Source organism: Sorangium sp. So ce117, from assembly GCF_051524395.1.
Lineage (GTDB): Bacteria > Myxococcota_A > Polyangia > Polyangiales > Polyangiaceae > Sorangium > Sorangium cellulosum_B.
The window spans coordinates 1,357,033-1,382,678 of record NZ_CP150309.1 but is presented as its reverse complement, the minus strand read 5'-3'; the positions used below and the strand labels follow the sequence as shown (position 1 = coordinate 1,382,678).

Here is a 25,646-nt window from a genome sequence, read left to right as displayed (position 1 = left end):
GCCGCGAAGACCGGATAACGTGAATAGCAAACTGGGGTGCTTCGATCCCCAGGGGAAGGGAATCAGATGCCCGAGCGACCGCTCGCGCTGATCCACGAGGCGAATCTGAGCGACGGGGTGCCTACCCTGACGCTCGGCGAGCGGCGCCTCCCCCTTCCGGTCCCCCGTACCGCGCCCGCGCTCCTGAGCCAGTGCCGGCGGGGCGAGCGTTGTACCGCGTGGCTCGACGCGGGGAGCGGCTGATGGACGACGACGAGCTGCTGCGCGCCCTGACGCGCATCGCACAGCGGGATCCGACGACCGATCCGCGCTGGCGCAGGCTCGCCGAAGAGACGCGCCCGGAGGACGCGCAAGACGCTCCGGGAGACGCCGCGAACACCGCGGCCCGCTCGAGCGCCGGGCGGGAGGAGCGCGAAGTCCGGCCGCCCCTCGACGACGAGACCCGCGCCCGGCTCGCCGACCAGCTCCTTGCCCAGCTCCGGGAGCCGCGCGGCGGTGCGCCCGCGCCGTCTTCGCTGGCGCGTCCAGCGGTCGATCGGAAGTCGGGCATCCGCTTCCGGTGCCCCGAGGAGTGGGACTGCGACGCGGAGGAGGCGAGCGACGTCGCCGACGCCGCGCCGCTGGGCGCGGACGCCGACTCGCTCAGCGGCACGAGCGCGCCCTCCACCACGGACGCGCCGGTCTGTCGCGCGATCGACGGCGAATCGGTGCCGCCCGGGACATCGGAGCCGCCGCGCGATGCGTGCTCGAGCACGGCGCCCGGGCAGCCTGCCCAGCGCGCGCAGGACGGCGCGGACGCCCTCGCCAGGCCGCCGCGCAAGGGCCTGCCGCACCCCGAGCTTGTCGTCGAGCGGCGGAGCGCGCGGCGGACGACGCCGGCGGCGCGGGCCCGGGCGGCCGTGGGCGTTGTCGGCTGGGTCGTGTCGGCGGCGCTCGTGTCGCTGCTCGCGCTGCGGCCCGCGCCGTTCGCGCCGGGCGCCGCCCCGCTCCCCGACTACACGCTCGCGACGACGACCCTCGGCGACGGCCCGCAGCAGGGAGCTCGCGGGCCGGGCGCCCCGCGCCACGTCGGCAGGGGCCAAAGGCTCACGATCGCGCTCTCGCCCGGCACACGCGTGCCAGCGCCGGTCGCGGTAAGGGCCTTTCTGGTGCAGGGTGGGATCGCGCGCCCGTGGCCCGTGGAGCTGGCGCTGGATGGCGCCGGCGGCGCGACCATCTCGGGCACGCGCGAGGAGCTGTTCCGGGACGTCGCGGTGGGTCCCTGCGAGGTCGTCCTGGTGGTCGGGCACCCCGACGCGCTGCCAGGCCCGGACGACTCGCTGCCCGACGAGGACGCCATCCACCTGGCGAGCGGCCGGCTCCTGCGGCAGCGATTGTTCCTTGACTGACCGTCGCCTGCGCGCATGAGGTAGCCCGTCCTTCCCCTGGCGAGGGAGCCGCCTCGCCCGCGGGCCTGCGGGGCGCGCTCGACCCGGCGCGCGCGCCGCCGTCCCTGGCCGGGAAGGGCAGAGGGCATCACGCATGAACCGACGGATGTTCAAGAGCAAGATCCACCGCGCGACCGTGACCCACGCGGATCTGCACTACGAGGGCAGCGTCACGATCGACGCCGACCTGCTCGAGGCCGCTGACATCCTGCCGTACGAGGCGGTCGACATCTGGAACGTGACGCGCGGCTCCCGGCTGACCACGTATGCGCTCGCGGGGGCGCGCGGCTCGGGCGTCGTGTGCATCAACGGCGCGGCGGCGCACCTCAATCAGCCCGGCGACCTCGTGATCATCGCGACGTTCGCGGACATGGACGACGCCGAGGCGCGGCGGCACACGCCGCGCGTGCTCCGCGTCGACGGGCGCAACCGGCCGCTCGCCGACCAGCCGCCCGAGACGCCGGGCCCGCTCGCGCCCAACTGAGCGCGCGCGGGCCAGCCGGGCGCCTCGCCCGAGACGCGCCGCGCGCCCGGCGGACCGGCGGAGCGCGCGTGTCACCCGGCGTGCGGCAGCGCCCGCGCGAGCGGCGCGCGGGCCAGCCGGACGAAGCGCGCCGAGAGCCCCCCCGCGACGGCGATGAGCCCCGCGGTGAGCCCGAACCAGAGCCCGCGGACGCCCAGATCGAGCCCGAAGGCGAGCCCGATCGACAGCGGCAGGCCGAAGGCCCAGTGGGCCCCGAGGTTGGCCCAGAAGGGGAACCGCACGTCGCCCGCCCCGCGCAGCGCGCCGGCGGCGACCGCCTGGACGCCGTCGAACAGCTGGAAGAGCGCGGCGATGCGGAGCAGCGGGACGCCGATGGCGAGGACGTCGGCGTCCGGGGTGAAGGCGCCGATGAGGGCGCGAGGGAACGCGGCGTACATCGAGGCGCTCACGCACATGAGGCCGGCGCCGAGCAGGAGGCCGAGCACGCCGGGGCGCATCGGCGACCGGCCCGCGCCGACCGCGCGCCCCACGCGGACGGCGGTGGCGCCGCCGACGCCGATGGCGCCCATGAACGTGAAGGAGGCGAGCCCGATGGCGATCTGGTGCGCCGAGACCACGGTCGCGCCGAGCCGCCCGGCGAGCAGCGCCGTCATCCCGAACACGCCGACCTCGGCGAGGAGCTGCAGCCCTATCGGCACGCCGAGCCGGTAGACCACAGCCACCGCTGAGGATCCCGCACATTTTTTGATCCGTTTCGGACGCGCCAAGCGTCTGAAATGTCATGGGAAATCCCGATGTGCCGGAAACGACGCCTTCGATCGTTCGCGAGTTCGAGACGGTGCAGCTGGGCGATGCGCGCCTGCATCAGCGGGTCCGGGCTGTGGTGGCGCGGCTGAGCGTCGCGCCGGGCGAGAGCTTCCCGGACTCGCTGAAGACAGAGGCAGAGCTGGAGGGCTTCTACCGGCTCCTTGGCAACAAGCGCGTGTCGTATGGTGCGCTGGTGCAAGCCCACAGCGAGCAGACCCTCGAGCGCATGGCCGGTCACGACACGGTTCGCGCGGTGCATGACACCACCGCGGTCGCCTTCGACGGCGACGGAGCACGCAAAGGGCTCGGTCCGCTCAACGGCAAGGACACGCAGGGCTTTTTGGCGCACGCGACGCTCGCCGTGGCCACCGACGCGATCAACCAGCCGCTCGGATTGCTGGGCCTTGCCTGCTGGGCCCGCAAAGCCTCCGCCCTCTCCAAGAGCCCACGCAAGAAGAACAGGACGGGCAGCGACTATGCGCGCGTGACCGACAAGGAGTCGACGCGCTGGCTGCGGCAGGTAGAGGCGGCCGAGCAGGCCGTGGGCGACCGCACGTCGCTGCTGCACGTCATGGACCGCGAGGCCGACGCCTACCCGCTTCTGTGCGCCATGGTCGAGCAGGGCCACCGCTTCGTCGTGCGCATGGCGCGCGATCGGAACGTGTCGGAGCTGGCCGAGGACGAAGAGGAATCGCTCGACGACAGCGCTCCGCTGCGGCTGAGCGAGGCGCTGGTCGAGCTGCCGATCCGGCTCAGTCGCGAGGTTGTGCTCACCCAACGCCGCGCCGGACCGGTACCTGCGAGCAAGCGCGCGCACCCCGCGCGCTCGGAGCGGAGCGCCACGCTGGGCGTCGGCGCTCGGCGCGTGGCGCTGCGCCGTCCCTACTACCTGCCCGAGCTGGCCGAAGAGCTCGCGGTCAACGTCGTGTTGGTGCAGGAGATCGACACGCCAGCGGGCGAAGAGCCGGTCGCGTGGGTGCTGGCGACCAACGAGCCCGTCGACACGCCCGACCAGATCGCAGCGATCGTCGACCATTACCGGGCACGGTGGCTCATCGAGGAGTTCTTCAAGGCGCTCAAGACCGGCTGCGCCCTCGAGACGCGCCAGCTCGAGAGCTTCCGGAGCCTGACGAACGCGATGGCGCTGTTCGCCCCGATCGCGTGGCAGATGCTGCTGCTGCGCTCTCTGTCACGCCTTGAGCCCAACGCGCCCGCGGAACGAGCCCTGAACCCCACGCAGCTGAAGCTGCTGCACCAGCACCAGCCCAAGAAGCTGCCGGCTCAGGGGGCGACGGTAGTCGATGCGCTCTACGCCGTTGCCGGTCTTGGTGGACACCTCAAGCGCAACGGTCCCCCCGGCTGGCTGACGCTCGCACGCGGAATGCAAACCTTGCTCATGCTGGAGACGGGCTGGAACGCCGCCCTCGCCAACACAGCGAAAATTAAGGGGGAAATGTGATCAATCCTCAGACAGCCACCGGCACCGCGCCCTCCTGCTCGCGGGGCGCCCCGCGCCGGCGCCCCGCGGCGAAGAGCACGATCGACGACAGCACCACGCTGGCGAGGCTCGCGGCGAGCCCCGCGCCGAGCGCGCCGAGCTGCGGCAGGCCGAGCGGCGGCAGGCCCACCCAGCGCAGCGCCTCGTCGCCGCGGACCATCAGGTTGCAGGCCACGACGTTGACCGCGTTCGCCGCGACGACGGCGACGAGCGCGGGCCGCGTCGCGCCGTGGGCCTGGAGGAAGTTTTTCCCGGCGAGGAACACGGGCCAGAGGAAGATCCACAGCGCGTGGCCGAGGATGTACCGGCGCACGCCGGGGACGAGCGCCGGATCGACGCCCATGGGCGCGAGCGCGAAGGTCGCCGCGAGCGCGGCCCCGAACGCGACGACGCTGACGAGCAGGCTCGCGCGCAGGGTCGCGCGCAGCGCCGCCCACGCCAGCCCCGGGCGACCGGCGCCGATCGCCTGCGACGCGAGCGGATCGACCGCGGCCGAGACGCCCATCCCGAGCGCGTTGCTCGTGTGGACGATCGTCCTCCCCATCGCGCAGGAGGCGAGCTCGTTCACCGAGACACGCCCCACGATCGCGACATCGACGAGCGCCATCGCGACGAGCCCCGCCTGCGCCACCGCGATCGGCAGCGCGAGGCGCGCCAGGGCGCGCAGCTCGGACCGCGCGCTGTCCGCGGCGAGAGGGGCGGAAGCAAGGTTCAAGGGTTCACCGGCTCGATGAAGGGGCGCCACCATAGCGCGCCGGGGTGGGAGCGCTCGCCGGAGGTGGGGTGAAGATCTAAAAGATCAACAGTTACGTAAGCTTATCAAGAAATCAAACGAGCCGACTCGAGGAGAGAAGAAGGAGAAAAAACGCCAAGGCGCCAAGGCGCAAAGACGCAAGGGAGAGAGATAGAACCTCTCCCAGCTCCGGACCTCGACTTGGACAGCACATTTCCGTGCTTCGGCCATCGCCCTGCGCCCAGCAGCGCTCAATCATTCCTTTCTCTTTTTTGCGTCTTTGCGTCTTGGCGCCTTGGCGTTTTTTCTTCTTCCCGTTCCCGCCGCGCGTCGCCCCACCCTCTTCGCGCCCGCGCCCCAGGCCTCACCAGGCGAGGTGCGCCCGCCCGTCGAGGTACACGCGCTGCGCCTCGCCGAGGCCCGTCGACTCGCCCTCCACGACGCGCAGGATCCCCGTCGCGGGCCCGAGCGCCACATCCCGCCCCGCCTCGAACCGCTGCATCCGGACCAGGGCGCGGTAAGCCTTGTCCAGCAGGAGGGCCCGCTCGCGCGACGGCGCGACGAGGTACGCGAGATCGCGGTCGCCGCCGGGTGCGCCACGCCGCACCTCGGCCTCGTCGAGCGCGCCGCCCGGGAAGAAGCGGGCGAGCATCTCCGCGTTCCCGCGGTAGTCGTCGGCCCCGCGCGCGCGGCGCAGGTAGGTCAGCACCTCCGGCTCCGCGTGGCCGGCCTGCGGCACGTCGGGCATGCCGCGCAGGTCCTGGTGCCGCCATCCGGCGGCGCCGGGCACCTTGCGCGCCAGCGAGAAGGTGTGATCCACCGTCACCCCGACCGCGCCGTGGCAGCCCATGCACGCCCGGTGCTCCTCCGCGGTCTGCAGCCGCAGCCGGCCCTGCTCGTCCTCGATGAACGCCTGGATCTGCCAGCCGAACGCGTTGCGCAGGCCGACCTCGGGCCCGCCCGGGTGGAACGGCGGCTGCCCCTCGTCCTTCTCCTCCGCCTCGCGCTCGTACGCGCGCGCGATCGCCCAGTCGTCCGGCTCGTCGACCTTGCGCGCGTAGCGCAGCTCCTTCATCCGCGCGGCGAGCAGCGCCGGGCGATCCGGGTCGAGGTACCGCACCGAGTGCAGGAGCTCCGCCCCGCGCGGGTAGAGCCACGCCCGCACCGGCACGCCGGCCGCCCCGCCGGCGTACCGCGCGGGCAGGCGGACGACGCGCGTCACCGCGGGCTCGAGCGCGCCGTCGCCGTCGAGATCGAAGCCGGCGAGGAGCTCGCTCACCGGCTCCACCTCCCGCCCGGCGGCCGCGCCAGAGGGCCCGGCCGCGCCTTCCCTCGGCAGGGGCGACGGCGACGCGATCGCCGCCTCGAGCAGCGCGAGGTTCAGCTTGTACACCGCGCGCGACGGCGCGCCCGAGGCGTCCTCGCGGAACGCGGCCGGCAGGCGGAGGAACACGTCGCCGGCGCTGCCGTTCGTGGGCCAGAAGCTGCCGGGGAACGGCTTGTAGCGGACCGCGCGGAAGCCGCTCCCGTCGCGCGCGAAGCCCTCCTCATCGAGCCCGGCGCCGAGGTCGAGATCCGGCACGTAGCCCGGGTAATCCCGGCGCGCGGCGAGCGCCTCGCGCAGCGGCGCGTAATTGTCCTCCCGGATGTACTCGAGGATCTCCGCGTCGCTCGTCCGGGCGGCGGCGGCCGAGAGGTCCCCGAGCAGGTTCGTCCAGGGGTTCTTCCGGGCCGCGTCCGAGAAGCTGTACTCGCGCTGGAGCTCGTGATCGGCGAGCGTGTTCGGCCCGATCCCGATCGTGTGGCACGTCCAGCAGCCGTTCGCGCCGCTGGCCGTTGTCGCGTAACACATCGGCGGGATCGAGGCCTCGGGGTTGCCAGCGCGCCCGGCGCGCTCGGCCGCGGTGGCGAGCGGGTCGTAGCCGCCCCCGCCGCAGCGCGCGCCCGCGGCGAGGACGGCGGACACCGCCGCGATGGCCAGGGGCGCGGACAGCAGGCGCGCGCGGCGGGCGGGCATGGCGGAGATCACTCGGGCAGGAAGGTGACCGCGATCACGCTCGACAGGGCCCCGTCGCCCTTCGGCCAGGTGCTGTAGGCGTTCTCGCCGGGGTGCTGCACCGACATGAAGATCGTGCCCATGTCGGGCGTGAACGACGGGCCCGTCGCCTCCGCGTCGCTCGGAAACGCCACGACGCGGAACGCCTTGCCGAAGCTCGGCCGGGTCACGCCCGGCTGGCCCGCGCGGTGGGCGGGGTCGAGATCGAGGTAGTAGAAGGCGTCTGCGTGCGAGGCCACGCCGAAGTTGCCGTCGGTGCCGAACCACACGCCGCCGTCGCGGTCGAGGAGCAGGTTGTCCGGGCAGGAAGCGTCGAAGTCGCCCTGCCCCTTCGCGCCGTGCCAGACCTCGAAGTACAGGAACTCGGTCGACGCGCCCGGGTTCGCGGGGTCGGACTCCTCCAGGGCGAAGATCGAGCCCACGGCGTCCGCGCGCTTCGGGGACTGGGTCGCGTGCGTCGCCGGATCGTGCACCGCGCCGTCCTGATCGAGCGACGTCTGCCCCGTGTGGTTGGTGAACGCCACGTAGAGGCGCGGCGTGCCGCTCGGGTCGCGCGGGTTCCACTCGATGTCCTCGGGCCGGTTCAGCTCCATGATCCCGACCTTGTTGCTCACCGTGAACAGCGCGCGCCAGACGTCGTAATCGGTCTGGAAGCCGCCGATCCGGTTCCAGCTCACGTCGCGCAGCGCATCGCCGACCGTCCTGGCCGGGTCGCCGAGCGCTGCCGCGTTCGGCGCGATGGCGGCGCTGTCGACGGAGAGCTCGATCCACTGCCCCGTGCCCGGGGCCGCCTCGGTCGGGGCCGCGTGGGTCGCGACAAGGGTGTTGCCTGTCGTGTTGTCGAGCCCGGCCATGTGCGCCGCGTAGAGCTTGCCCTCATCGAGCAGCGCGCGGATCGCCGCGCGCGTCATCCCGGCCGTGTAGTTGCCGCTGGTCACGTACTTGTAGATGCGGCCGCCGCGGCGATCGTCGGTCCCATAGACAACGATCGGCCGACCGGGCACGAGCCTCCACGCGTCGTCGACAGCGAACGTCGCGGCCTCCCAGCGGGCGCGGCCCATGAAGCCGAACTTCTTGTGGCCCGTGCCCGGCTGCGTCTTGCCGTCGTACTCGCCCGCGGGCTGCCCCGGGTCCATCTCGGTGAGATAGCCGTAATGGTCGCGCGGCTGCCGGCCGTTCGGATCGGAGATGCGCCCGAACTCCGCGCTGGTGCTCGCCTCGAAGACCGGGCTCACCGGCGCGCCCGGGTCGAAGCCCCGGCCGGTGAGGAACCGCTGATCGCCCGACCAGCTCGCCTCGAGATCACCGTAGTAGTCCTGCACGTTCTCCTCGGCGGTGATCACCGTGCCCCACGGCGTCTGCCCGCCGGCGCAGTCGCCCATGATGCCGGCCACGAGCCCGCCCGGGAGCGCCGCGCCTGTCGTGTCGTCGTGGCCTGGACTCGAGAGCTCGTGCCCCGCGAGGCGGCTCAGCGTCCTGCTCGTCGCGTCGTAGCGGACGGCGGTCGCGCTCCGGTCGACCGACCATGCGCCCGTCGCCGGGTCCTGGACGGTCCGGAGCCAGGAGCCGCCGACCTCCTTCTTTTCCCAGCGGATATAGGTGTCGACGTCCGCCTGCGACCAGACGTTCGACTCGACATCATTCGTGAGGACGCCGAGCTTGCGCAGGTGCCGGGCCAGCGTGAGGTGCTGCCCGGTCGGCGCGGAGCTGACCGTCGGGCTCCGCCCGGAGACGTACTCGTGGTTGACCCAGAGCCACCCGGCGGCGGCAGAGCCGTTCCACTGGGGCGCATCGCCCGCGGTGGCGGCCCACCCTTCGCCGAAGAACGCGGTGTAATCGTTGTTGGCGCCGAAGCGGGGCGCTTCCGGCGCGGTGCTGAAGGTCAGCGGATCGAGCCAGGTCACCACGATGTCGGAGCGCACGCCGGCGAGCGCCCGGAGGGTGTCGGTCGCAGCCGCGCGGAGCGGGAACTGCTCGCCCTCGGGCAAGTTGCCGGTGGCGAACAGCGCGACGCGCTCTCTCACGTAGTGCGCGAGGTTCGCGGCGCTGCTCCACACCGGCGCGTCCTCGCCGGGCGCCCCGGGCTCCCCTGGCGCCCCGGGCTCCCCTGGCTCCCCGGGTGCACCGGGCTCACCAGGCGCCCCGGGCTCACCAGGCGCCCCGGGCTCCCCTGGCGCTCCGGGCTCACCAGGCGCCCCAGGCTCACCCGGCTCCCCAGGCGCCCCTGGCTCCCCCTGCTCACCGTTCGCGCCGTCCTTGCCTGGCGCGCCCTGTTCACCGGGCGCCCCGGGCGCCCCGGGCGCGCCCTTCGCGCCATCCTCGCCGCAACCGCTCCCGATCGCGGCAAGACCGCCTGCGAGCACCAGAAGCAACGCCGTCCTCAGGGTCCGCCTCGTCATCATGTCCTCGTCTCCGCCGGGTAATGGCCGCAGACGATGCCTGGCGACGGTGGCGCCCCAATGCCCCTCACGCGACGAGTTGTTGTCAGAGATCCCCTGACCCTCGATCGGGCGTGTCATGAGCACCGCACGACCGGCGGCCACGCAACGGGGCCACGGCGAAGATCCCTCAGAGGACCGGCGGAGCCGCCTTGCTCGCCATGACCGCGCAGGCGCCATGACCGCGCGGCCGTCGTCGCCGCGCTACTCGTCGTCCTCGTCGGACACGACGACGTCTTGACCGAAGCGCGCGCGCGCCTCGAGCAGCTCCCTGTCCGAGATCCAGGTGCGCTCGCAGCCGAGGAGCGGCTCCACCTGATAGACGTCCTTGCGCTGCTCGCCGTGCCCGTCTTCGAGGACCCGGACTACCTCGTGATGGAGGCCGCAGGTGGGGCAGAGCGCTCGCATGAAGGGTCCCTATAGTGCGGGCGCGCTGGGCGCAAGGCCCTCCCCTGCGCGCCGTCGACCGCGGAGCGGCGTCGGGCGGCGGGGGAGGTCAGCGCGTGCGAGAGGGGAGCGAAAGGGCGCGGGGAGCGCCGAGCGCGAGAGGAGACGCCTGGCTCAGGCCGTGGCGCGGGCGCCGGCAGCGGCGGTCGCCTTCTCGTCCGACTTGATCCGCATCCCGTAGAAGGAGCGGTACACGAACACCGTCGAGAGCAGGAAGAAGATGCCCGCGAGAACGAGGCTCGTCCCGCGGTCGATCTCGATCGCCAGCTCGACCGCGAGCAGGCCGAACAGGGTCGTGAACTTGATGATGGGGTTCATCGCGACGGACGAGGTGTCCTTGAAGGGGTCGCCCACGGTGTCGCCGACGACCGTCGCCGCGTGGAGCGGCGTGCCCTTCTCCTTCAGCTCCACCTCGACGAGCTTCTTCGCGTTGTCCCAGGCGCCGCCGGCGTTCGCCATGAAGATCGCCTGATAGAGCCCGAAGAGCGCGATGCTGATGAGGTAGCCGATGAAGAAGAACGGCTCGAGGCAGGCGAAGGCGAGCGTCGAGAAGAAGACGCCGAGGAAGATGTTGAACATCCCCCGCTGCGCGTACTGCGTGCAGATCTCGACCACCTTCTTGCTGTCGGTGATCGACGCCTTCTCCACGCCCTCGAGGCGGATGTTCGCCTTGATGAACTCGACAGCGCGGTAGGCGCCTGTCGAGACCGCCTGGGTCGACGCGCCCGTGAACCAGTAGATGATCGCGCCGCCCGTCACGAGGCCGAGCAGGAACGGCGGGTGGAGCAGCGAGAGCTTGTCCACGTTCGACGTCAGCTTGTTCGTGAGCACGACGATGATCGAGAAGATGAGCGTCGTCGATCCGACGACCGCCGTCCCGATGAGCACCGGCTTGGCCGTCGCCTTGAAGGTGTTGCCCGCGCCGTCGTTCTCCTCGAGGTAGTGCTTCGCCTTGTCGAAGTTCGGGGTGAAGCCGAAATCCTTCTTCAGCTCGGCCTCGACGTTCGGGACGTTCTCGATGAGCGAGAGCTCGTAGACCGACTGCGCGTTGTCGGTCACCGGGCCGTAGGAGTCGACCGCGATGGTCACCGGGCCCATGCCGAGGAAGCCGAACGCCACGAGGCCGAAGGCGAAGACGCTCTCGGCGATCATGAGCTGCGCGAGACCCTGGGCGGAGAAGAAGTACGAGATGGCCATCAGCACGACGAGGACGATGCCCATCCAGTACGCGCTGAAATTGCCGGCTGTCAGGCCCGAGAGCACGTTCAGCGAGGCGCCGCCCTCGCGCGACGCGGTCACGACCTCGCGGACGTGGCCCGACTCGGTCGAGGTGAAGATCTTCGTCATCTCCGGGATGATGGCGCCCGCCAGGGTGCCGCAGGTGATGATCGACGAGAGCTTCCACCAGAGCGTCGTGTCGCCCCCGATGTTCGGGATCATGAACGCCGAGACGGCGTAGGTGAGCGCGACCGACACGATCGAGGTCAGCCAGACGAGGCGCGTCAGGGGGGCCTCGAAGTTCATCTTGTCGGCGTCGGCGTAGGACGCCTTCGCGATCGCCTCGTTGAGGAGGTACGAGCCGATGCTCGCGAGGACCATCACGATGCGCATCACGAAGATCCAGACGAGCAGCTGGACCTGGACGGCGGCGTCGGGGACGGCGAGGAGGATGAACGAGATGAGCGCGACGCCGGTGACGCCGTACGTCTCGAAGCCGTCGGCGCTCGGGCCGACCGAGTCGCCGGCGTTGTCGCCGGTGCAGTCGGCGATGACGCCCGGGTTGCGCGCGTCGTCTTCCTTGATGTTGAAGACGATCTTCATCAGGTCCGAGCCGATGTCGGCGATCTTCGTGAAGATGCCGCCCGCGATGCGGAGCGCGGAGGCGCCGAGCGACTCGCCGATGGCGAAGCCGATGAAGGACGGGCCGGCGTAGTCGGCGGGGATGAAGAGCAGGATCATCAGCATGAGCATGAGCTCGGTGCTGATAAGGACGGCGCCGATGCTCATCCCGGCCTTGAGCGGGATCGCGTACGTCGGGAACGGCTTGCCCTTGAGGCTCGCGAACGCGGCACGCGAGTTCGCGAACGTGTTGATGCGCATGCCGAACCACGCGACGCCGCAGCTTCCGGCGATGCCGACGAGGCTGGCCAGCAGGATGACCACGACCTTCGCGGCATCCATGTGACGCAGCACGCCGAAGTAGAGAACCATGACCGCGCCGATCAGGATCTCGAGGACCAGGATGAACTTGAACTGCGTGACCAGATACGTCTTGCAGGTCTCGTAGATGAGCTCCGAGATCTCCCGCATCGCGCGGTGGACCGGCAGCTTGTTCAGCTGCGAGTAGATGACGAGCCCGAACGCGAACCCGAGCGCGCAGACGCCGATGCCGCCCATGAGGAGCGTGCGGCCGTCGATGCCACCGAAGGACTGGGTGCCTAGGTCGGGGAGGACGAGATCGGATTCACTGGCGCTGGCGAGCCCGCCGCTGAGCAGCAGGGCAAGCGCAGCGAGCCCGGCCAGCAGCGGTGCGAGCCAGGCCTTTTGGGACCGGAGAACGTTCATGGACGGTGTGCCTCCATCGCAAAATCCGAGGCAGAGGACGGCGCCATCGCCGCTCGCTGCTTCGTGGTTCCGAGGGGTTGGCCGCCTGCGTAAAGGGGAAGGGGACCGGCGCGCTGCCGGATGGGCTCTTGCTCTAACGCCGACGCTTCAGCACAGCCTCGTCCCTCGACGACCGGAGGGTGTCGGAGTGCCCAGAGCTGCCAGGCATGCCTCCACCGTGACCGGACCCCCGAGGCGCGCGCTAGCTACCATGCACCCGAGACGCCGTCGAGAGGGCGCGATGCGCGCCCACGACGAGAGGGCCTGTCAGCGGCGCGACGTCAGGAGATCACGTAGGGAGATTACGTACGATGGTGAAAGAAAGAAGCGCGCACGACCGAACGCCGTCACACGCTGTCGCGTCCGGTCGCATTCGGCTGCGCTCGGACGCTTTCAGCCGCGCTCGATCGTGTTCAGCTGCGCTCGACGGCGTTCAGTTGCGCTCGGTCGCGGTGTTCAGCCGCCGATCCGAGCCGGAGAGCCGCTGATCCGAGCCCGAGTCCGCGCCAGGGCTGGCGTGGGACGTGAGGAGCTCCGCCACGAGATCCCGACACTCCGGCTTGTTGCGGAGGTGGCTCAGCAGCAGGTTGGAGGCCTCGCTGAACGACTTCTCGTAGGCGAGCCCCTCGCGCGTGCGCGCCGCGACGCGCTCGCGCCCCTGCGCCAGGTCCTCCTCCAGGGCCTCGGCGTAGCGGGCGAGCTGGGCGCGGAGCTCGTCGATCTGGCGGCGCAGGTCGCGCGCATTCGCCTCGCGCGTGTTCTTCTTGTGCTCGTAACGCCCGAGCTGCTCGCGCTTCGCCTGCGCGGTCGCGCCGGCCGCGCCCGCGCGCTCGTAGATGAGCGGATCGTGGTTGCCCTGGCGGGCCGCCCCGTCCGCCAGCTGGCGCGCGGACAGCGCGAGCTTCTCGGCGGCGGCGAGCTCGACGCGGACCTTCTCGACGTCCTCGCCGTCGGCCATCGCCTCGCGCATCACGCGCGACTCCTCGTGCGCGAGCTCCTCGACCTTGCGGCCGATCTCGGCGCGCAGCGCGCGGCCGCGGCGCTCGAGCGCCTCGAGCTTGCGGGTGAGGCTCGCGACCTCGCCCTCGAGCTTGTTGGCGCGCGCGGCGAGGTCCCAGGCCTGCGCAAGGCCGTTCTGGACCTCCTGCGGCACCTGCCCGGACGGGTAGGCGCGGGAGACCATGCGCGAGAACAGGGCCGCCCGGCTCGCCCACTCGATGACGCCGGCGCTCTGAGGCGGCGGCGGCGGCGGCGGCACCGGCACGCCGTCGCTCCCCTCGACCTCCCACGCGTGCGCCGGGAGCCCGCGCTGGAGCGCCTTCAGCTCCTCCTGGAGGTGGTGGGCGTCGCGGTAGCGCTTGCGGATGTCCTTCTCGAGCAGGCGCAGCACGATCGCCTCGCCCTGCGCGTGCGCGTCGGGGCGGATCGAGCGGGGCCGCGGCGGCGCGTGGGTCCGCTGCATCTCGAGGAGCGTGTCGCGGTCGTTCGCGCGGAAGGGGAGCTGCCCGGTCAGCATCTCGAAGAAGAGCACGCCGAGCGCGTAGAGGTCGGACTGCGCCGTCGCCTCCTCGCCGCGCGCCTGCTCGGGCGACATGTACTCGGGCGTCCCGAAGACCGCGCCCTTCGGGGCGAGGCGCGGGTCGCGCGCGATGGCGGCGAGGCCGAAGTCGAGGATCTTGACGAAATCCTTCCGGCCGCCGCGGTGGGTGAGCAGGATGTTGTCGCTCTTCAGATCGCGGTGCACGACGCCGAGGTCGTGGGCGCGCGCGAGAGCCGCGCACATCTGCTCGAGGATGTCCACCGATCGCGCGATCGGCATCGGGCCGCGCGCGAGCTCCGCCGAGAGCGGCGTGCCGACGAGGTACTCCATGACGAGATAGAGCTCGCCCTCCTCGGTCTCGCCGATGTCGTGGATATCGATGATGTGGGCGTGATCAACGCGGTTTGCGGCGCGCGCCTCGCGCAGCATCCACGCGCGGAGGTGGGTCTCTCCGCGGAGATCGGGCCGGATGAGCTTCAGGGCGACGACCCGGTCGATCAGCACGTGGCGAGCGCGATAAACGACGCCCATGCCGCCTTCGCCGAGCCGTGCCTCGAGCCGGTACCTGCCGGCCACGACCTTCCCGATCAACGGATCGGTGCTCGAAGCCTTGGGACCTGCCGGTCGCTGAATCGCGCGCTCCATGGTGCCTTCGTTTCTCCTCAGCGCTCCCCAGAAGAGCCGTTCTCGTCTCTCAGGGCCCTATTGCGCTGTGCGGTGAGTCGGATCGCTCGCTGAACGTATCCGGTTTGAAACAGCTGGTCTACGGGCCCGCGGTCGGGTTGCGATGAATATCGTGCGAGCTCCGTGTGGAGGTGGGGTGGGAGACCGGCGCCGATGACGCGCTCGTCTCGTCGAGCCAAGCCGCGCGATAGGCCGAGCGGGCGGGCTCGCCTCCGGACGGCCGTTCGGGCGGGCTCGCCTCCGCGGGCGGCCGCGCGGGAGGAGGGGTATCGCCTTGCGGACGGGCGCTCGCCGGGCGAGGATCGAGGGGCAGGCGACAGACGAAGCGCGCGCCGTGGACCGAGGCCGGCGCTCCGCGGCACGGGTGTCCGCCGCGGCCGCCGTCGCCGTCTTCTCCTTCTCGTTCTGGTTCCGGTGCTGCCGCGAGGGCGAGCGTGCCGCCGTGCCGCCGGACGATCTCGGTCGAGATCGACAGCCCGAGGCCGGTCCCCTGCCCTCGCGGCTTCGTTGTGAAGAACGGATCGAAGATCCGCTGGGCGAGGTCCGGCGGGACGCCCGGCCCGCTGTCCGAGATCGCGACGGCCGCCATGTCGTCGTCGACCCAGGTCTCGATGCAGATCGCCGGCTCGGCGGGCGTACGCGGCGCCGCGCCCCCGCCGGAGGTCCCCTCCTCTGCCGGCGCGGCGGGCGCCGGCGGCGCCTCGAGCGCCTGGATGGCGTTGACGAGGAGGTTCATGAACACCTGGTTGATCTCGCCGCCCCGGCAGGTGACGGGCGGCAGCTCGCCGTAGCGCCGGATCACCTCGATGCGCGCCTGCCGGAGCCGGGGGCCGAGCAGGAGCAGCGTCTCCTCGATCCCCGCGTGCAGATCGACCGGCAGCGGCTCGCCCGAGACGCGCGAGAAGCTCTTCAGGTTGGTGACGATGCGGACGCTGCGCTCGACCGCGCGGTGGACGAGGGTCGAGATGCCGGCGAGATCGTCGAGCGCCGCCTCGGTCTGGAGCCGCTCGCGGAGCGCCTCGAGCGCGCGGCGGCGCTCGCCCGGGAGATCGCGCTCCGCCTCGCGGTACGCGTCGAGGACGGCGCGGAGCTCCGCGGCGCGCTCCTCGATCGGCTGGGCGGCGCCGGCGATGGCGTTCAGCGGGTTGTAGATCTCGTGCGCCACGCCGGCCACGAGCTCGCCGATGGAGGCGAGCCGCTCGCCCTGGATGAGCGCGGCCTGCGTCCGCTTCAGCTCGGACAGGGCGCGCGTGAGCTCCGCGGTGCGCGCGGCGACGTTCTCCTCGAGGCCGGCGCGCTCGGCCTCGAGCTCGGCGATCGTCCGGGAGAGCGCCTGCCGCATGCGCTCGACGCTCTCCCCGAGGCCCACGACCTCCTTCGGCCCTGACAGCCGCGGCACGGCGGCGTCGAGCTCGCCGCGCGCGACCTCGTCGGCGGCGCGCGCGAGCTGTGCCATCGGCCTGGAGAGCTCGCGCGCCGCCCGCGCGACGACGCCGAGGGCGGCGAGGACGAGGAGGGACAGCGAGGCGAAGAGCGCGGTGATCGCGTTGAAGTCCTCGTCGAACGACGAGCCTGTGGCGAGCGCACGGTAGAGGCCGATCGAGGAGAAGAGCGAGAGGAGCCCCGTGAACAGGAGGGGCAGCCCGAAGTCGCGCAGCATGCGCCGCCGGAGGGGCGTCGGGGGCGCGCCGCCGTGCTCGGGCGCGCCCGTCCAGGCGCGCAGGAGGTCCACCGCGCGGGCGACGGAGTCCTTGTGCCAGGCGCGCTGGTAGAACGAGACGCCGAAGGCGAAGAGGGCGCCGAAGCCGAGCTGCATGAGCGCGTCGGCGACGCTGGAGGTGGCCCCGACGCGCACGTAGGCCATGCCGATCGCGGTGCACCCGAGCCACAGCGCGAAGTTCAGGGAGGCGAGCACGTCGGGGAGCCGCTCGGCGCGGGCGAGGCCGCGGCCGAGCAGGGCGCGGGCGCCGGAAGGGCCGGCCGCGAGGGCGGCCAGGATCGGGCGCGTGGCGGGGCGCACGGCGAGCGTGAAGCCGAGGGTGCCGGAGAGGGCGAGGAGGGGGACGACCTCGAACCACGCCTGGAACACGACCTGGCTCTGGGTGCGGAGGAACGCGACGCAGAAGAGCAGCATGACGTGCCCGCCGACGATGCCCGCGGTCGCCGCCGACTCCGCGAGCCTCGGCCGGAGCGCCGCGGCGAGGGCGCGCGCCGAGGCGGCGTCTCCGGCGCCGCCCTCGACGGCGCCTTCGCGGAGCAGGGCGCGGTAGATCGCGCGGCGCATGCCGCCCGCCATGACGCCGAAGGCGACCGCGGTCACCAGGAGGCCGAGCCACGAGGGCGGCGTCGAGCGGCCGATCCCGAGCGGGCCTGGCCAGGAGGGGGGCACGGTCGGGGCGCCTCGGAACGCGAGCGGCAAGACAGCGAGCGGCCACGAGAGGGCGCGGAGCGCCGCCGCGACGGCGAAGCCGCGGTCGCCGCGGCGGGTGAGCGAGCCCGAGAGCGCGGCCGAGGCGGCCAGGGAGGAGAGCAGGAGGATCGCCGGCCACGGCGTGGTGAGGGCGGCGGGGACGACGGCGGAGAGGAACAGGAGCGCCGAGAACAGCTCCCAGCCGGTCGCGACGAGCTCTGCGCGGACGCGCGGGGCGCGGAGCGCGGCGGGCGGGGGCGGCGGCGGCGTGGTCACGAGGCGAGCGGCATGGAAGCGCAGGGCGCGCGCCATCGCAACGGCGCGCCCCCACGTGCGCACGTGCGACGGCGCGCGGCGGGGCGCGCCTCCGCGCGTCAGCGGCCGGGGAGGCGCACGCCCGGGAGGACGGTGCGCCGCTCGACGACCTCGTCGAGCGCGTCGGCGTCGATCAGGAGGTGCGCCCGCAGGCTGTCCTCGATGGCCGAGAACACCTTGCCCTGGTAACGGATCTCGCGGCCGGGCCCGGCCGCGAGCCAGTAGTTGCCGCCGGGGCCGCTGCCGTCCCCGGCCGCGCTCGGGCTGGCCAGGAGCGGCTCCGCATTGCCGGGGAACGGATCGGGCGGGGCCGCGAAGCCCGGGAACGACGGCGCGGGCGGCGCCGATGTGAATGGCTCAGGGCCCGCGGAGAACGTGAGCGACGCGCCGGGCTCGAAGCTCACCGACAGGGCGCCGCCGCGAGCTGCGACCACGACGCCGGGCGTGCGCTCCTCGACGACGACCTCCTCGATGACCTTCCCGGAGACGAGCAGGAGCTTGTGGCTGCTCGTCACCTGCGAGCTCTCGGCCGTGAGCTCTCGGCGCAGCGCGATCTGGTGCGAAACGTAGAATTGCAGGTTCTTCACGTCGCTGTCGCTCAGGTCGTGCTGCACCCGGAGCTCGTGCGTGAACGGGACGAGGCGGGGGCCGCAGCCCAGGAGGAGGAGCGACAGGAGCGCGAGAAAGAGCGGGGCGGACGCCGTGGACAGGCGCCAGCGCGCCGCGGCGTGGGTCGTGTGGACGGAGAACGGCATGAAAGCCCTCGTTGAGGAGGCCTCGGCGAGATCGCCGCGGCGCACCTCTTCGCAACGGGGCGGCCGGGCGCAGCTTACAGCGGGCCGACGAGCCGCTCGCCGCGAGGGTGCCTGGCGACGCCACGGCGGAATCGCCGCCGCCTCCGGGGCACCCGACGGAATGAGGCGCTCAGCCGGCTCCAGGACGATTGGCGATGTCCGCCAGGTGCTGTTTCAGCACCTCCGCGCGGATCGGCTTGACCAGGTGCACGTCGAACCCGGCCTCCCGGGTCATGCGGCGGTCCGATTCCTGGCCGTAACCGGTCATCGCGAACAGCGATAGGCCCGCGAGGCCCGGAGTGCGGCGCAGCGCGCGCGCGACGTCAACCCCTGTCATGCCCGGCATGCCGATATCGAGCAGCACGACGTCCGGCCAGAGCTGCGCCGCGAGCTCGAGCGCCGAGGGGCCGTCGAACACGGCGTGCACGTCGTTGCCCAAGCGCTCGAGCAGCAGCGCCATGCTCTCGGCCGAGTCGCGGTTGTCGTCGACGACGAGGATGCGCAGCTTGCGCCCGGCTTTCGTCGCGGGAGCGCCCACCGTCGGCGGCGCGAGGGGACGCGTCAGCCGCGGCAATCGCACGATGAACTCGCTGCCGCGGCCGGGCCCCTCGCTGAGCGCCTGGACCGTCCCGCCGTGCAGCTCGACCAGCCGGCGCACGATCGTCAATCCGAGGCCCAGCCCGCCCTCGACGCGATCGAGGCCGCGATCCCCCTGCGTGAACAGGTCGAACACCTGCGGCAGCAGCTCGGACGATATCCCCACGCCGCTGTCGCGGATACGGAGGATCGCGTGCGCGTCGTCCGCCTCCACCGTGACCCGGATCGAGCCGCGCGGCGGCGTGAACTTCGCCGCGTTGTGCAGCAGGTTGCTCGCCACCTGCGTGAGCCGCGCCAGGTCGCCCGAAACGACGGCGAGCGGCTCGGCGGGCAGCTGCAGCTCCAGGGTCTGCTCGCGCGCGTCGATCCAGGTCCGGGACGCTTCCGCCGCGCGCGTCACCACGTCGGCGAGATCGATCCGCTTGGACTCCAGGGCGATCTTGCCGCGCGTGATGCGGCTCACGTCGAGCAGGTCGTCGACGAGCCGCACGAGCTGACCGAGCTGCCGTTCCATCAAGCCGGCTGCCCAGACGACCTGGGCGTTGTCCTTCCCTTCGAGCTTGAGGACGCTGGTCGCGTTGGCGATCGGCGCCAGCGGATTGCGCAGCTCGTGCGCCAGCATCGCCACGAATTCCTCCATCTGGCGCGCGTTGGACTCCATCTGCTCCAGGCGCTTGCGCTCGCTCAGGTCGCGCGTGATCTTGGAGAAGCCGCGCAGCTCGCCGCTCGGGCCGTAGATGGCCGTGACGAGGACGCTCGCCCAGAACGACGACCCGTCCTTGCGCACGCGCCAGCCTTCGTCCTCGAAGCTGCCTTCGCGCCGCGCGGCGGCGAGCACCGTCTCTGGCCGGCCGCGCTCGATCGCCTCGGCCGGATAGAAGCGCGAGAAGTGCGTGCCGATCGCCTCTTGCGCGGAGTATCCCTTGATCCGCTCGGCGCCGGCGTTCCACGTGGCCACCCTGCCGTCGGGGTCGAGCATGAAGATGGCGTAATCCTTCACGCCTTCGACCAGCGCGCGGAAGCGCTCCTCGCTCTGCCGCAGCGACTCTTCCTGGCGCTTGCGCTCGCTCAGGTCGCGCGTGATCTTGGAGAAGCCGCGCAGCTCGCCGTCGGGGCCGTGGAGGGCCGTGATGATGACGTTCGCCCAGAACATCGAGCCGTCCTTGCGCACGCGCCAGCCTTCGTCCTCGAAGCGGCCCACGCGCCGCGCTTCGGCGAGCTCTGTCTGTGGCCACTTCCGCTCGATCGCCTCGGCCGGATAGAAGCGCGAGAAGTGCGAGCCGATCACCTCTTGCGCGGAGTATCCTTTGATCTGCTCGGCGCCGGCGTTCCACGTGGTCACGCGCCCCTCGGTGTCCAGCATGAAGATGGCGTAGTCCTTCACCCCTTCGACCAGCATGCGGAATTGCAGATCGGCGCCGAGCCCCGTCGGATCCATGCGGCACAGCCTACAGCATGGGTACACGTTCGCCACGCCATGCTCTCCCTTCCTGTCCTGCTCTCCGCGTCCGCGAGCCGTCGTCGTGTCGGCCGGCAGCGGCGAGTGACGAGCACAGCAACGGCCCCATGAGCCCGCGTCGAGAGCGCCCGCCGGCGGCCGCGCAGGACCACCGCCAGCCGCTGGAGCGGTTCGAGGGTATCAAGACGGACTCATCTCCAGAACGAGCACGATCATGCATCCTGACCCCTGGCACCTGGTCACCAGACAACCGGACTACATCCTGGCTTCCTGGCACCAGATCTTCTGTGTCATCTGGCGCCGCGAGACGACCGAGGACGGCGCGCGCCACCTGAGGGACGCGTGCGCGGAGTTCGCGAAGAAGCACCCGCGCGGCATAGGGCTGCTCACCCTCGTCGAGAGCGGGGCGTCGTTGCCGCCGGCGCCCGCGCGCAGGGCGATCGCGAGCTTCCTCGCGGAGGCGAGCGCAACCATCAGGTGCTCAGCGGTCGTCTTCGAGGGCTCGGGGTTCCAGGCGGCGATGGTTCGCAGCGTGGTGACAGGGCTCACGCTCATTGCCCGCCAGCGTTATCCGCACAGGGTATGTGACATCGGGGAAGCCTGGCAGATGTTCGCAGAGCTCCTGCCCGCGGTGACGGGCGCCGCCGTGAGCGAAGCCGCGTTCCGGGCATCGCTCGACGCGCTGCGCGAGGACCTCCGCCGGACATGAGCCGGCGCGGCGTCTACTCCCAGTACAGCGTCGCCCGCCCGATCGCGGTGAACGGCCACCCCGGCGAGTAGTGGATCCCGGTGACCGGGGCCGGCTCGTACGGCAGCCGCGACGCGCTCGCGAACTGGACCTCGCGCCACGTCGTGTCGAAGACGTTCTGGATGTCCACGGCCACCTCGACGTTCTTCCACCGCAGCCCGGCGTTGGCGTCGACGACCGTGAACCCCTCGGCGGTGAGCGACTCGTCCTCGGTCGCGGGCCGCGCGCCGATCGCCTTGACCCGCAGCGCCGCGAACGGCGTGAACGCGCCGATGGTCGGGCGGACGCCGACGCCCGCGGTCAGCGTCCGGGTCGGCGCGAGGGCGACAGCGCTCGCGTTGCCGGCGTTCTCGCGGAAGCGCGCGCGGGTGAAGGTCGCGTCCACGTCCGCGAAGAGCCAGCTCCGGAGCCGGTAGCGCCCGCCGATCTCGATCCCGTAGCGCCGCGTCTGCCCCGACGCCTCGGTCGCGCCCGCATCGCCGCTCCAGACCAGCTCCGAGTCCAGGTCGAGCAGGAACGCGGCCCCGCTCAGCGACAGCCCGCGCAAGGGCGCGACCCGCAGGCCGACCTCGTAGCCAATCGCGGGCGTGATCAGCGTCGCCGCCCCCTCGCCCAGCACCGCGCCCTGCGCGTCGTTCGAGTGGAAGCCCCGCCCGAAGTGGGCGAATAGATCGACCCCCTCGACGGGCGACACGATCGCCGTGAGCTTCGGGAGCAGCTGCATCTGTCCCCGGGCGCCGCTCGACCTGTTCCCCACCGCCTCGAGGTCCTCGCCCGGGTCGTCCACGTTGACGTCGATCCACTGCGCGCGCGCCCCGAGCACGACGCGGAGCCAGCGCCGGAGCCGGGCGTCCTGCTCGACGTAGACGCCGATCTGGCTCTCATCGACGTGGGTCCTGCTCTTCTCCTCGATCCGCTCGCGCGCCTCGTCGTGGTGGAGGGACTTGTCGATCGCGTCCGCGCGGATCTGCGCGCCGAGCGAGGTCGTGAACCTCGCCCCGCCGAGCTCGTATTGCCTGCGGAACCGGAGATCGGCGCCGCCGACGGTGCGGTCGTCGTTCTGCTCGATCTGGTCGCCGTGGACGGGGTCCTCGCTGAAGAACGTGAAGTTCGAGTACAGCGTGAAGCGGTACCGGACGAGGTAGGCCAGCGCGCTCAGATCGGCGTCCCGCCACGCGGTGGAGTAGGCGACGGACGCCATGTGCCGCTCGGTCGCCCCGCCCTCGGTCGGATCCACGGCGCCGAAATGGTCGATGCACGGCTGTCCGAACGCCGAGGGCGGCGGGTTCAACCCGCCCTGCTCGCCCTCGCCGCACACGGCGCGCGCGGGGATCTGGCCGGAGCCGTGCCAGGTCGATCCATACGACATCCAGGTCATCTGGACCTTCCCGGTGTTGCCCAGATCGTGCGTGGCCCGCAGGTACACGTTGAAGCGCTTGAGCCGCTCCGAGCTCAGGAACGGCCCGTCGTTCCGGTAGATCTCCGCCGCGGCCACCGCGCGCCACGTGTCGCCGAGATCCGGCGAGGCGATGACGAGGCCGCGCTGGATACCGTACTGCCCCAGGCTGACCTGCGCGTAGCTCTCCTCGAGCTTCTCGGCGAAGCGCAGGTTGACGGCGCCCGCCGTACCGAAGTCGCCGATGCTCGCGTAATAAGGCCCCTTGTAGCCGTCGAGCCCTGTCACGAGCTCCGGGATCATGAAGTAGAGATCGGTGAAGCCGTGCCCGTGGCCGTGGCTGACCATGTTGACGGGCACGCCGTCGACGAAGAAGGCGACGTCGGTCCCATGATCCGCGTCGAATCCGCGGAGGAAGTACTGGTTCGCCTTGCCCCCGCCCGCGTGCTGCACGGCGAAGAGCCCGGGGACCGACTCGAGGATGTCGCCCGGCCGGAGCCTCGGCCTGAGCTCGAGCTCCCGGTGTCCGACGGAGATGCGCGACGCGGCCTCGCTGCCCGGCTTCTCCGCCTGGATCGTGACCTCGATCGCGGCGTCGCCCGCGGGCGCGCCCTCGCCGGTGGGCGCTGCAGCGGCGGCCTCCGGCGGGGCAGCGGGCGCGTCGGGGGTGTCGCCCTCGGCGCGCGCGGGCCGCGCGGCGGCCAGCACCATGGATAACGCGGCGAGCAGATGAAATGGATGGCGGTGCCCGTGGCTCGTCGTGACCGTCTCGCGCAGCATTCGTGTCCTCCTTCGCCGCAATCGCGCGGAGCGGCGTCGGGCCGCTCGCGTCGAGCTCCGCGAGGACGAAATGGCTGGCCATCGCACGGTGCGCTGGACCGACCTCTCGCCCCCGCGGGCGACCGGAAGGCGACGCGGGGGCGGTTCGGTATCCGGGACGTGCGCAGAGAGGTGGAGCTGCACCGGCTCGGACCTCACCGCCTCCCTCGAGGCTCCCAGGTCGAACCGGCGCCGGATGTCTCCCGCCGCCGGGCGCTGGCAGGTCTTCGGGCTCGCGAGCGCTCCGGTCAGACCGGCTCCCTACTGTCCACCGCTTCCCAGCCCTCGGCGGGCCAGTGCATGGGGTGGAGGTCGTTCTCGCTTACCGCTGCGGGGCAGCCCCGGAATTTCACCGGGTTCCCTCTTCGGCCCAGGCGAGCGCCCGGGCACCAGCACGGCGCGCACCCTATGGCCGTGCGCCTTCGGCTGTCAATCGCTACTGCTCCGCTCGCCCGCCCGCGCGCTTGCCGTGCAGGCCGAACGTTCGGGCTCTAGCGAGGATGGGCTCGCTCCTCCGTGGGTCGCGTGCTACACGGCCGCCGCCGTATATGCCCCGTAACGATCTCCGCAACATCGCCATCGTCGCCCACGTCGACCACGGGAAGACGACCCTCGTCGATCACATGCTCCGCCAGTCGGGCGCCTTCCGAGAGAACGAGGTCGTGGCCGAGCGGGTCATGGACTCGAACGACCTCGAGCGGGAGCGCGGCATCACCATCCTCGCGAAGAACACGAGCATCCGGTACCGCGGGGTCAAGATCAACATCGTCGACACGCCCGGCCACTCCGACTTCGGCGGCGAGGTCGAGCGCACGCTCATGATGGCCGACGGGGCGCTCCTCCTCGTCGACGCCGCCGAGGGCCCGCTGCCGCAGACGCGCTTCGTGCTCTCGAAGTGCCTCCAGCGCGGCTTCCCGGTCATCGTCGTCATCAACAAGATCGACCGGAGCGACGCGCGCGCCCACGAGGTGCTCTCCGAGGTGTTCGACCTCTTCTGCGACCTCGAGGCGAGCGACGCGCAGATGGACTTCTCGACGCTCTACGCGGTCGCGAAGTTCGGGCAGGCGAAGCGCGAGCTCGAGCACGAGGCGAAGGACCTCGATCCCCTCTTCGAGACCATCCTCGAGCGGGTCCCCGGCCCCTCCGGTGACCCCGACGGTCCGCTCCAGGTCATCGTCTGCAACACGACGCACGACGACTACGTGGGCCGGCTCGCGGTCGGCCGCGTGGTCCGCGGCACCGCCCGGTCCGGCGCCGACGTCGCGCTCCTCGGCGAGGGCGGCCAGTCGCGCGGCTACGTGAAGATGCTCTACGCCTACGAGGGGCTGAAGCGCGTCGCGGTCGAGAGCGCCGTCGCGGGCGAGGTGATCGCGATCGCCGGGCTCGACGCGGTCACGATCGGCGACACGATCACGGATCCGGCGCACCCCGAGGCGCTGCCGCGCATCGTGGTCGAGGAGCCGACGATCAAGATGAAGATCGGCGTCAACACGTCGACGTTCGCCGGCAAGAGCAAGCAGTCGAAATTCCTGACGAGCCGTCACCTGAAGGAGCGGCTCGAGCGCGAGGCGATGAAGAACCTCGCGATCCGGGTGGAGCCGACCGAGGTGCCCGACACGTTCGTGGTGCTCGGCCGCGGCGAGCTCCAGCTCGCCATCCTGGTCGAGACGATGCGGCGCGAGGGGTACGAGATGCAGCTCTCGAACCCCGAGGTGGTGACGCGCGAGATCGACGGCGAGGTGATGGAGCCGCTCGAGCTCGTGGTCGTGGACGTGCCGGACACCTACGTCGGCATCGTGACCGAGCGCCTCAGCTCCCGGCGCGGCCGGATGGTGAAGATGACGAACCCCGGCTTCGGCCGCGCCCGCCTCGAGTTCCGGGTGCCGTCGCGCGGGCTCATCGGCTTCCGCGGCGAGTTCCTGACGGCGACGCGCGGCACGGGCCTGCTCAACACGATGTTCGACGGCTGGGCGCCCTGGGGCGGCCCGATGATGCGCCGCCCGACCGGCGCCATCGTCGCCGATCGCGTCGGCGTGGCGACCCCGTACGCGCTGCACCACCTGCAGCCGCGCGGCATGTTCTTCATCGTCCCCGGCGTCGAGGTCTACGAGGGGATGATCATCGGCGAGCACAACCGGCCGAACGACACCGACGTCAACGTCATCAAGGAGAAGAAGCTGTCGAACGTGCGCAACCACGGCAAGGACGAGAACGTCCTCCTGGCCAGCCCGCGGCTGCTCACGATCGAGACGGCGATGGAGTGGATCGACGGCGACGAGCTCGTCGAGGTCACGCCCGACGCGGTGCGCGTCCGCAAGAAGGTGCTCGCGTGCAACCGCCGGGAGCGCCGCGAGGACGCGATCGAGCAATCGCAGGCGGTGGAGTGAGCG

Annotated in this window: 17 protein-coding genes and 1 riboswitch; of the genes, 6 read left to right on the top strand and 11 right to left on the bottom strand. The window is 71.7% G+C overall.

Annotated elements, in window-relative coordinates:
• Positions 1–66: 66 nt before the first annotated feature.
• From WMF46_RS05110 to panD, 3 genes are all read left to right on the top strand, one after another.
• On the top strand, positions 67–243 hold the full coding sequence (locus tag WMF46_RS05110; RefSeq protein ID WP_437984562.1) for a hypothetical protein: 177 nt from the start codon (positions 67–69) through the stop codon (positions 241–243).
• Positions 243–1,388, top strand: a complete 1,146-nt coding sequence (locus WMF46_RS05105; RefSeq protein WP_437984561.1) for a hypothetical protein — start codon at positions 243–245, stop codon at positions 1,386–1,388. Before WMF46_RS05110 ends, WMF46_RS05105 begins: the two co-directional genes overlap by 1 nt.
• Before the next feature lie 133 nt (positions 1,389–1,521).
• Positions 1,522–1,911: an aspartate 1-decarboxylase gene (panD, locus tag WMF46_RS05100; protein WP_437297999.1), complete on the top strand. Its 390-nt coding sequence runs from the start codon at positions 1,522–1,524 to the stop codon at positions 1,909–1,911.
• 71 nt (positions 1,912–1,982) lie between these two features.
• On the opposite strand, the gene WMF46_RS05095 is transcribed toward panD, so the two are convergent.
• Positions 1,983–2,633 (bottom strand): MATE family efflux transporter, encoded by a 651-nt coding sequence (locus tag WMF46_RS05095; RefSeq protein ID WP_437984560.1) that lies wholly within the window; start codon positions 2,631–2,633, stop codon positions 1,983–1,985.
• Positions 2,634–2,692: 59 nt separating this feature from the next.
• Between WMF46_RS05095 and WMF46_RS05090 the strand changes: the two genes are divergently transcribed.
• On the top strand, positions 2,693–4,177 hold the full coding sequence (locus WMF46_RS05090) for an IS4 family transposase (protein WP_437979672.1): 1,485 nt from the start codon (positions 2,693–2,695) through the stop codon (positions 4,175–4,177).
• Between the two features lie 7 nt (positions 4,178–4,184).
• Here the strand turns inward: WMF46_RS05090 and WMF46_RS05085 are convergent, their stop codons facing one another.
• The 9 genes from WMF46_RS05085 to WMF46_RS05045 all read right to left on the bottom strand — a co-directional run bounded on the left by WMF46_RS05085 (position 4,185) and on the right by WMF46_RS05045 (position 20,272).
• Entirely contained in the window at positions 4,185–4,931 is a 747-nt protein-coding gene (locus WMF46_RS05085; RefSeq protein WP_437984559.1) for an MATE family efflux transporter, read from the bottom strand.
• 382 nt (positions 4,932–5,313) lie between these two features.
• Positions 5,314–6,966 carry a hypothetical protein gene (locus tag WMF46_RS05080; protein WP_437984558.1) on the bottom strand — a complete coding sequence of 551 codons (1,653 nt, stop codon included), beginning with the start codon at positions 6,964–6,966 and terminating at the stop codon, positions 5,314–5,316.
• A gap of 8 nt (positions 6,967–6,974) precedes the next feature.
• Positions 6,975–9,407: an alkaline phosphatase PhoX gene (locus WMF46_RS05075; protein WP_437984557.1), complete on the bottom strand. Its 2,433-nt coding sequence runs from the start codon at positions 9,405–9,407 to the stop codon at positions 6,975–6,977.
• Positions 9,408–9,647: 240 nt separating this feature from the next.
• Positions 9,648–9,851: a hypothetical protein gene (locus tag WMF46_RS05070; RefSeq protein WP_437984556.1), complete on the bottom strand. Its 204-nt coding sequence runs from the start codon at positions 9,849–9,851 to the stop codon at positions 9,648–9,650.
• 153 nt (positions 9,852–10,004) lie between these two features.
• Entirely contained in the window at positions 10,005–12,455 is a 2,451-nt protein-coding gene (locus tag WMF46_RS05065; protein WP_437984555.1) for a sodium-translocating pyrophosphatase, read from the bottom strand.
• A gap of 472 nt (positions 12,456–12,927) precedes the next feature.
• Positions 12,928–14,679 carry a protein kinase domain-containing protein gene (locus WMF46_RS05060; protein WP_437907274.1) on the bottom strand — a complete coding sequence of 584 codons (1,752 nt, stop codon included), beginning with the start codon at positions 14,677–14,679 and terminating at the stop codon, positions 12,928–12,930.
• Between the two features lie 118 nt (positions 14,680–14,797).
• Positions 14,798–17,440: an ATP-binding protein gene (locus WMF46_RS05055; RefSeq protein WP_437984554.1), complete on the bottom strand. Its 2,643-nt coding sequence runs from the start codon at positions 17,438–17,440 to the stop codon at positions 14,798–14,800.
• A 62-nt stretch (positions 17,441–17,502) separates the two neighbouring features.
• Positions 17,503–18,198 carry a DNA-directed RNA polymerase gene (locus tag WMF46_RS05050; protein ID WP_437984553.1) on the bottom strand — a complete coding sequence of 232 codons (696 nt, stop codon included), beginning with the start codon at positions 18,196–18,198 and terminating at the stop codon, positions 17,503–17,505.
• 169 nt (positions 18,199–18,367) lie between these two features.
• Positions 18,368–20,272 (bottom strand): hybrid sensor histidine kinase/response regulator, encoded by a 1,905-nt coding sequence (locus tag WMF46_RS05045; protein WP_437987855.1) that lies wholly within the window; start codon positions 20,270–20,272, stop codon positions 18,368–18,370.
• Between the two features lie 235 nt (positions 20,273–20,507).
• On the opposite strand from WMF46_RS05045, the gene WMF46_RS05040 reads away from it, so the two are divergent.
• On the top strand, positions 20,508–21,002 hold the full coding sequence (locus tag WMF46_RS05040; protein WP_437984552.1) for a hypothetical protein: 495 nt from the start codon (positions 20,508–20,510) through the stop codon (positions 21,000–21,002).
• 13 nt (positions 21,003–21,015) lie between these two features.
• On the opposite strand, the gene WMF46_RS05035 is transcribed toward WMF46_RS05040, so the two are convergent.
• Positions 21,016–23,217 carry a TonB-dependent receptor gene (locus tag WMF46_RS05035; RefSeq protein WP_437984551.1) on the bottom strand — a complete coding sequence of 734 codons (2,202 nt, stop codon included), beginning with the start codon at positions 23,215–23,217 and terminating at the stop codon, positions 21,016–21,018.
• A 240-nt stretch (positions 23,218–23,457) separates the two neighbouring features.
• Positions 23,458–23,665, bottom strand: a riboswitch (cobalamin riboswitch).
• Between the two features lie 91 nt (positions 23,666–23,756).
• Here WMF46_RS05035 and typA point away from each other — a divergent pair.
• Positions 23,757–25,643 carry a translational GTPase TypA gene (gene typA, locus WMF46_RS05030; protein WP_437984550.1) on the top strand — a complete coding sequence of 629 codons (1,887 nt, stop codon included), beginning with the start codon at positions 23,757–23,759 and terminating at the stop codon, positions 25,641–25,643.
• The last annotated feature ends 3 nt before the right edge of the window (positions 25,644–25,646 follow it).